This is a genomic window from Prosthecobacter sp. (genome assembly GCF_044236155.1).
GTDB lineage: Bacteria > Verrucomicrobiota > Verrucomicrobiia > Verrucomicrobiales > Verrucomicrobiaceae > Prosthecobacter.
Map to the genome: position 1 here is coordinate 1 of NZ_JBIIHA010000048.1, position 7,996 is coordinate 7,996.

Genomic DNA, 7,996 nt, shown 5'->3' on the forward strand with positions numbered 1-7,996 from the left:
TCCGCCTCAACGCCAGCATCCTCGCCGTGCAGGTCTTCATCGGCAGCGCCTACGAGCGCCAGAGCCTGAAGAACATGACCGACCTCGTCGATGCGGCCTCCCGCTACGGCATCGGCGTCATGGGCGTGGTCGCCGTGGGCCGTGCGATGGCCCGCAACGCGCAGTACTTCCGCCTCGCCACCCGCATCATGGCCGAGCTCGGCGCGAACGTGGTGAAGTGCTACTACACCGACAAGGACTTCGAAACCATCACGTCCTGCTGCCCGGTGCCGATCGTGATCGCTGGTGGCAAGAAGCTGCCGGAGCTCGACGCGCTGAAGATGTGCGCCAGCGCCATCAAGCAGGGCGCGTCCGGCGTGGACATGGGCCGCAACATCTTCCAGAGCGATGCTCCGGTCGCCATGATGCGCGCGGTGCAGGGCGTGGTGCACGGCGGCCTCAACGCCAACAAGGCCTTCGAGATGTACAACGACCTCAAGAAGAAGGAACTCAAGAAGAAGTAATCCATTCCAAGGAGGGGGACCATCCTGGTCCCCTTCCCTGCCACCTCTCATTAACTCCGACCATGGAACTCAAACCCAACCAAGTTCGCCTCATGATGCTGAAGGTGGCCGATGCCATCATCGAAGCTGAACCGATGCTCTCCCAAGCCGATCGCGACCTCGGCGATGGTGATCACGGTCTCGGCATGCAGCGCGGCATGGAGGCCGTGAAGGTCCAGTTGGAGAAACTGGAGCCCACCACCGTCGAGCAGGTCTTTGCGACCACCGGCACCGCGATGATGACGAGCATGGGCGGAGCCTCAGGAGCCATTTTTGGCACGCTTTTCCGTGCCGGTGGCAAAGCGCTCGCCACCGCGGGTCGCTTCGATCCGCCGGACCTGCCGCTTTTCCTCGAAGCAGCTGCCGAAGGCATCATGAAGCGCGGCGGAGCCAAACCCGGCGATAAAACGATGCTCGATGCGCTCGTCCCCGCCGCTGAAAAAGCCAAGGAAGTGACGAATCTGCCTCTCCCCGAAGCTCTCACCGCCATCGCCGCTGCGGCGGAGGCGGGCAAAGAAGCCAGCAAAGCCATGATCGCCCAGTTTGGCCGTGCGAAGACGCTCGGCGAGGCCTGCATCGGCTTCCCGGATGCCGGAGCCTGCTCCGTGGTCGTCATGCTGAATGCGATGCGTGATTTCGTGCAGGCGTGACGTTTCACGCGGCATGCTCCGCTATTTATTCGCCCTGCTGTTCGCCACGTCCGCCTTCGCCGTCACGCCGGAGGTGCATCGTGACCTCTTTTACTCCGAGGCGAAGGACAAGCTACAATCGCTCGACGTGTATTCGCCGCCGGAGGGCAAAGACCATCCCGTCATCGTGTGGATTCACGGCGGCGGCTGGTCGAAGGGCGACAAAGCCTCGCTCCAACAGAAGCCGCAGGCGTTCGTGGACAAAGGATTCGTGCTCGTGTCCGTGAACTACCGCCTCGTGCCCGCCGTGACGGTGAAGGACATCATGGCCGATCTCGCTCAATCCGTGCGCTGGGTGCGTGAGCATGCCGCCGAGCATCGCGGCGATCCAAACTCGCTCATCATCATGGGCCACTCCGCCGGAGCGCACCTCGCCGCGCTTCTTTGCACCGATGATCGTTACCTGAAAGCCGCCGGAGTGCCGATGACGAGCCTCAAAGGCTGCGTGCCGCTCGATGTCTCCGCTTACGACATCCCCAAGCGCATCCAAGATGTCGATGACGGCATCTCCAAGACCTTCAAGACCATCTTCGGCACCGAGGAAGCCGCTCAACGCGAAGTCTCGCCCGTCCATCACATCGCCAAGGACAAGGGCATTCCACCCTTCCTCATCCTGCACGTCGCCTCTCGCGATGACACCAAGGCCCAAGCCCACTGGCTGGCTGGCAAACTGACCGAAGCCAGCATCGCCGCCCGCGTCGTCGCTGCCGAAGGCAAAACGCACGGCACCATCAGCAGCGATCTCGGCGGCGCAGCCGATCCGCCGACGCTGGAGCTTTGGAAATTCCTCCGCGAGGTCACGGGCAGGCCTTGAGCGAGCTTTTCTCCGCAGATCAGGCCTTCGAGACGCGTTTAGGCACGCGTCCATGAAACGCCTCGTTCTCCTTCTTTCGTCATTCATCATCCCACATTCGTCATTTGCCGCTGAAGGCTTCAAACCTCTCTTCAACGGCAAGGACCTCAGTGGCTGGGATGGGAATCCGGAGCTGTGGAAGGTGGAGAATGGGGAGATCGTGGGCACCACGACGGGGCCGGAGCAGTTGAAGTACAATCAGTTCCTCATCTGGCGCGGCGGGGTGCTGAAGAATTTCGAGCTGCGGGTGAAGGTGAAGCAGAAGGGCAACAACACGGGCATTCAGTATCGCAGCCGGGAGTTTGCGGAGGCGGGGAAGTGGTCGGTGGGTGGGTATCAGTGTGACATTCACTCGGCCGCGCCGAACAACGCGATGGTCTATGGCGAGAAATGGGGCGGCATCCTGGTGCAGAACGGCCAGAGCATGGTGATCGACCCCGAGGGCAAAAAATGGCTCGTGGGCGAGCGTGAGCCGGTGAGCGTGGACATCGCGGAGTGGCATGAATACACGGTCATCGCGCAGGGGAATCATGTGGTGCACAAGATCGACGGGCAGATGACCATCGATTTGCTCGACTTCGGGGCAAAAACCCAATTGCTCGAAGGTTTGCTGGCGTTTCAGCTTCATCGCGGTCCGGCGATGGTGGTGCAGATCAAGGACGTGATGCTCAAAGAGCTGCCGGAGGCTACGGTGCCTGCGTTTGACAAAAACGTGATCGCCAACGCGAAGCCGGTGGAAAAGGCGGAAGCGAAGTCGAAGGGCAAAGGCAAGGCGAAGGCCCAATCGAAGGCCGAAACGGCTGCCGCACCGATCCAGGCCTCGTCGGAGTGGAAATGGCTGTGGAGCGATTCGCCGTACGCGAAGAGCGAGGCGCGGCTGAAGAAGGAATTCGATCTCGGCGAGGCGAAAGTGAAGGAAGCAATGCTGCGCGTGAGCTGCGACAATGGCGCGGAGGTTTTTCTCAATGGCGAGCCGGTTTTGACGAATCCCGACTGGCAGCGGCCGACGCAGGCGAATGTGACGAAGGTGCTACGCAGCGGCAAAAACGAGCTGCGGGCCGAGGCGACGAACAAAGGCAGCGCGGCGGGTTTTCTCGCGGTGCTCACGCTGAAGCTTGCAGATGGCAGCGAGCGCGTGATCTTCACCGATGCGTCGTGGTCCGCCGCAGCTCCAGGAACGGAAGAGTGGAAGCCGGCGAAGGTGGTGAACACGTATGGCAACAAACCGTATGGCGAGATCTTTGATCGCTCGCGGCAAAAGGAGACAAAGCCGACTTCGGATGAAGTCATCGCGCCAAAGGACATCAAGACGCTGCCGGGCTTCAAGGTGGAGATGCTGCACAAGGTGTCGAAAGAGAACGAAGGCTCGTGGGTGGGCCTCACGGTCGATGACCGCGGCCGTCTGCTCGCCACGGATCAATACGGCGGCCTCTTCCGCGTCACGCCGCCACCAGTGGGCAGTGGCGACAAGGCGCAGGTGGAGAAACTCAGCGCCGAGATCAATGGGGCGCATGGTTTGCTGTATGCCTTCGACAGTCTTTATGCGTTGGTGAATGAGAAGCCGAATGTCGCGGGCCTGTATCGACTGCGCGACACGAAGGGCACGGGCCAGTTCGATGAGAAGACGCTGCTGCGCGAGATCAAAGGCCAGGGCGAGCATGGCAATCACAGCATCACGCTCTCGCCGGACGGAAAGAGCCTCTACATCGCGTGTGGAAACGGCACCGCGCAGCCGCCGATCGAGCACACACGCGGCTCGCGGCCCTTTGCGGATGATCAAGTCGTGCCGCGCACGAGCAAGGGCGCTGAGTTCTCCGACACGGAGCCGCAGGCCTTCACGTGCAAGGTTTCGCCGGATGGAAAACGCTTTGAGATGATCGCCGACGGCCTGCGCAATCATTTTGATACAGCCTTCAACGCCCTCGGTGATCTCTTCACCTATGACAGCGACATGGAGTGGGATGCAGGCACGCCATGGTATCGGCCCACGCGCATCTATCACCTCGTCAGCGGCGGTGATTACGGCTTCCGCGAGTCATCGGGCAAGCTGCTCGGTTACTGCCCGGACATCGTGCCGCCGCTCGTCGATGTGGGGCCAGGTTGCCCGACCGGTGTCGTTAGCGGACTCGGCGCGGCGTTTCCCGCGAAGTATCAACACGCCATCTATGCCTGCGATTGGACCTACGGCACGCTTTATGCCGTCGTGCTCACGCCGAAGGGCGCGGGCTATGACGCGAAGCTGGAGGAGTTCGTCTATGGCAAGCCGCTGCCGCTCACCGATGCCGTCATCGGCAAGGACGGCGCAATGTATTTCGCCATCGGCGGACGTCGCACGCAGTCGGCGCTTTATCGTGTCACTTACGAGGGCAAAGAGAGCACCGCACCTGCCGCCGCGCCCGTCGAGACGCCGGAGCACAAGCTGCGTGTCGAGCTGGAGCGCCTGCACGAGGAAGGCACTGGCCCCGAGGCCATCGACCAAGCGTGGCCGCATCTCGGTCATGCGGATCGTCTCGTGCGCTACGCCGCCCGTGTGGCCATCGAGCGCCAACCCGCGAAGCTGTGGGCCGCACGTGCGTTGAAGCAAAGCGAGCCCTGGGCCGTGATCGAAAGCGGTGTCGCGCTCGCTCGCATGGGCGGAAAAGAAAATCAGACTGCCTTGCTCGCGATGCTCCATGCGCTCGACTTTGTGCAACTCGATGCCGCGCAGCAGCTCGCGCTCGTGCGTGTGTATCAAATCAGTGTCGCTCGCAATGGCCTGCCGGAAGGTGATTCGCTCGCGAAGACCATCGCACGACTCGATGCGGTGTTTCCCGCAAAGACGAACGACTTGAATCGCGAGCTGTCGCGCACGCTGGCGGCGCTCGGCTCCTCCGAAGTCATCGCGGAGACGATCCAGCTCATGCGCACCGCGAAGGACGATCCCGTGTCGTGGCTTTCGGTCGAGCGCATGGCCCGCAACGACCGCTACGGCCCCAATTTCCTCCGCGCTGGCGACGCACGGCCCAACCAGCAACAGATCGCCTATGCCTACGGCCTGCGCTTTGCCAAGAACGGTTGGACGCCCGAGCTGCGCCGCGAGTTCTTCGCGTGGTTTGCCAAAACGGGCCCGTGGCTCGGTGGGAATCAGTTCCGCGGCTTCATCGACACCATCCGCAATGACGCGCTCGCCTCCGTGCCCGACGCCGAGGAGCGCAAAAAGCTCGCCGTGCTCGCCACACCGAAATTCATCGCCACCAAGCCGGAGGCGATCAAGCCACCCAAAGGTCCCGGCAAGGCCTACACCGTCGATGAAGTCACCGCTTTGGCCTCGAAGGTGCAAAGCGGCCGCAACTTCGACCGCGGGCGCGAGCTTTTCATCGCGGCGGCTTGTCAGGCCTGCCATCGACTCGGCAACGAAGGCGGCGGAGTCGGCCCCGATCTCACCGCCGCGGGCAATCGCTACACGCTGCGCGACCTCGTCGAAAACATCGTCGATCCCAGCAAGGTCATCTCCGACCAATATGAGAGCAGCATCCTCACGCTGAAAAACGGCAGCACCGTCATCGGCCGCATCACCGCCGACGAAGGCGGCATCCTCCAAGTCGCCACCAACCCCGCCGCCCCCGGCCAGACCACCGACGTCCGCCACGACGCCCTCCAAAGCCGCCAAGTCTCGCCTACTTCGCTCATGCCTCCCGGTTTGATCAACGCGATGAATGCCGACGAAGTCGCGGACCTGCTGGCCTACATTTTGTCCGGCGGCGACAAGCGCGGGAAAATGTTTCGGAAGTAAACCCGCTTGCCAGATCCGACACAGCTTTTGCTGGCATGTTTTGTGTGAAGGCCGCGTTTAACCACGCGACCAACCATGAAACGCCTCGTCTTCCTCTCCCTGCTCGCCTTTTCCGCTCTCTCTGCGCAGGACGGCTTCAAACCGCTCTTCAACGGCAAAGACCTCACTGGCTGGGATGGCAACCCAGAGCTGTGGAAGGTGGAAAACGGCGAGATCGTCGGCAACACGACCGGACCGGAGCAACTGGCCTACAATCAATTCCTCATCTGGCGCGGCGGGAAGGTGAAGAACTTCGAGCTGAAGGCGAAAATCCGCCAAAAGGGCAACAACACCGGCATCCAATACCGCAGCAGCGAGAACACCGACAAAAAATGGTCCATCCGCGGCTACCAGTGCGACATTCACCCGAACGCGCCTTACCGCGCGATGATGTATGAGGAAGGCGGTCGCGGCATCGTGTCGCAAAACGGCCAGAGCGTCGTCATTGACCCCTCCGGCGTGAAATGGCTCGCGACCGAGCGTGACCCGGTCGAGGCCGATGTGGCCGAGTGGCACGAGTACACCATCATCGCGAAGGGAAACCACCTCGTGCACCAGATCGACGGCAAAACGACCATGGAGCTCACTGATTTCGAAGAGGCGAAGCGCTCGCTCGAAGGCCTGATCGCCTTTCAGATTCATCGTGGCCCCGCCATGGAGGTCCACATCAAGGATGTGATGCTCAAAGAGCTACCCGAAGGCGGTGTCATCGATTTCGCCAACCACCCCATCCCCAGCGACGCCCAGATTATCGAGGCGAAGGCTCCGAAGAAGAACGGAAAGGGCAAGTAGGAGCTTGGTTGCGAACTCGGTGTTGAAAATCACCCGCTCGTAACGAAACTCTCCCCATGTCCGCCGCCCTGAACACTCTCCACGCCGATGGCCGCATCGTTTTCTCCTTCCCGGAGGAGGCGCTTCCTCACAGCGAGCAGGTCAGTTTCGTCGCTTTTGTTAAAGCGGAGTGGACGGCACGCCAAAGCCGCCTGACACAGCAGGACGCGGACCGGCTCGCCGATGAGGTGGACGCCTCCTGGTGGTCGAAAAACAAGCAGCGCATCCTTTCCCAGATTGCCGCGGCATGAGCCCCTGCGTCGTCATTGATGCGAATCGCATCTTTTCGGAGCTGATCGCAGCGAATCATCAGCTCCGCCGGGCGCTAACCAACCTGCCGAACACACGGTTCATCTGCCCGAAATACGTCTTTGTCGAAATCTTCAAGCACAAGGAGCGCATCGCTGATGCCAGCGGCCTATCCGAGCCGGCACTGCTGTCCCTCCTGCATAGCATCCTCGAGCGGATCGAGTTCATTGATGAGGACAGCGTTCGCCTAGGAAGCTGGACCGAAGCATGGCGGCTTTGTCGCGATGTGGATGAAAACGATACCGCCTATGTCGCGCTCGCCCTGGATCAGGATGCGGAACTTTGGACTGGAGATCGGGTGCTCGAAGCAGGATTGCGGAAAAAGGGCTTTACTCGCTTTTTTGCGCCGCCTCAGTGACCCATTATTAAGTCTGAAAGATTTTCAGACGGGGCGAGATTTTACCTTTGGCCGACTTGGCCAAGACACCTTAGAGAGCGCCACCAATCAAGACAATCATGTTCAAGCGGTTCTTCGAAGATCACAAGGATGCAATGCACTACGCAAAGGTAATGCCCGTCCTCTTGAAAGAATTTGGATTACAAACACATCACATCGAGAGCAACACATCCACAATAAGCTCGGTGAAGTTTTGTGGTGAACTCCGGAGACAAGGTCACAATGTCGAATCGACAGCGCTAGCCTTGGTAATCGCGCTTCAGGCTATGCGGCTCGCTTTTCCAGAAAAAACAAACGCTTTGCCTCCTCATGGTGGGGACTGGATTAGAAAAGCGCTTGACTGGACATTAGCAGGGAAAGTGTCGGCAGAATTAATGCGCATTCTAAAACGGCTTGAGTTGAGAATTTGGGAAATCGACATCGAAAAAGACCCAGAGGAAAAAGCCCATCGGATCAAGCAGGCTAGGGCGTGTTTTAAAATTGTACAGATAGAGCAACTGGTGTAGCGAGAAGAATGGAATTACATCCAAGCTATCAGTTGGCGGTGCCCAAGCTGGCCCGTGT

Annotated in this window: 7 protein-coding genes and 1 pseudogene; all 8 read left to right on the top strand. The window is 60.4% G+C overall.

Annotation, left to right across the window (positions count from 1 at the left end):
* Nucleotides 1-503, top strand: a pseudogene (locus ACILSE_RS22340) (3-hydroxy-5-phosphonooxypentane-2,4-dione thiolase LsrF); the annotation flags it as partial.
* A gap of 62 nt (nt 504-565) precedes the next feature.
* Nucleotides 566-1,192 carry a dihydroxyacetone kinase subunit DhaL gene (dhaL, locus tag ACILSE_RS22345; protein WP_395719663.1) on the top strand — a complete coding sequence of 209 codons (627 nt, stop codon included), beginning with the start codon at nt 566-568 and terminating at the stop codon, nt 1,190-1,192.
* Between the two features lie 13 nt (nt 1,193-1,205).
* Nucleotides 1,206-2,045 carry an alpha/beta hydrolase gene (locus tag ACILSE_RS22350; RefSeq protein ID WP_395719664.1) on the top strand — a complete coding sequence of 280 codons (840 nt, stop codon included), beginning with the start codon at nt 1,206-1,208 and terminating at the stop codon, nt 2,043-2,045.
* A gap of 52 nt (nt 2,046-2,097) precedes the next feature.
* The gene (locus ACILSE_RS22355) at nt 2,098-5,856 is read left to right on the top strand and encodes a family 16 glycoside hydrolase (protein ID WP_395719665.1); all 3,759 of its coding nucleotides are present in this window, start codon (nt 2,098-2,100) and stop codon (nt 5,854-5,856) included.
* Between the two features lie 75 nt (nt 5,857-5,931).
* Nucleotides 5,932-6,687 carry a DUF1080 domain-containing protein gene (locus ACILSE_RS22360; protein WP_395719666.1) on the top strand — a complete coding sequence of 252 codons (756 nt, stop codon included), beginning with the start codon at nt 5,932-5,934 and terminating at the stop codon, nt 6,685-6,687.
* 56 nt (nt 6,688-6,743) lie between these two features.
* The gene (locus ACILSE_RS22365; RefSeq protein ID WP_395719667.1) at nt 6,744-6,977 is read left to right on the top strand and encodes a hypothetical protein; all 234 of its coding nucleotides are present in this window, start codon (nt 6,744-6,746) and stop codon (nt 6,975-6,977) included.
* Nucleotides 6,974-7,393 (top strand): PIN domain-containing protein, encoded by a 420-nt coding sequence (locus tag ACILSE_RS22370; RefSeq protein ID WP_395719668.1) that lies wholly within the window; start codon nt 6,974-6,976, stop codon nt 7,391-7,393. The genes ACILSE_RS22365 and ACILSE_RS22370 overlap by 4 nt, the downstream gene beginning before the upstream one ends.
* A 98-nt stretch (nt 7,394-7,491) precedes the next feature.
* Nucleotides 7,492-7,938: a hypothetical protein gene (locus tag ACILSE_RS22375; protein WP_395719669.1), complete on the top strand. Its 447-nt coding sequence runs from the start codon at nt 7,492-7,494 to the stop codon at nt 7,936-7,938.
* Nucleotides 7,939-7,996: the final 58 nt, after the last annotated feature.

Coding starts and splice junctions, on each gene's coding strand:
- dhaL (WP_395719663.1), top strand. CDS start 566: ATGGAACTCAAACCCAACCAAGTTCGCCTCATGATGCTGAAGGTGGCC.
- ACILSE_RS22350 (WP_395719664.1), top strand. CDS start 1,206: ATGCTCCGCTATTTATTCGCCCTGCTGTTCGCCACGTCCGCCTTCGCC.
- ACILSE_RS22355 (WP_395719665.1), top strand. CDS start 2,098: ATGAAACGCCTCGTTCTCCTTCTTTCGTCATTCATCATCCCACATTCG.
- ACILSE_RS22360 (WP_395719666.1), top strand. CDS start 5,932: ATGAAACGCCTCGTCTTCCTCTCCCTGCTCGCCTTTTCCGCTCTCTCT.
- ACILSE_RS22365 (WP_395719667.1), top strand. CDS start 6,744: ATGTCCGCCGCCCTGAACACTCTCCACGCCGATGGCCGCATCGTTTTC.
- ACILSE_RS22370 (WP_395719668.1), top strand. CDS start 6,974: ATGAGCCCCTGCGTCGTCATTGATGCGAATCGCATCTTTTCGGAGCTG.
- ACILSE_RS22375 (WP_395719669.1), top strand. CDS start 7,492: ATGTTCAAGCGGTTCTTCGAAGATCACAAGGATGCAATGCACTACGCA.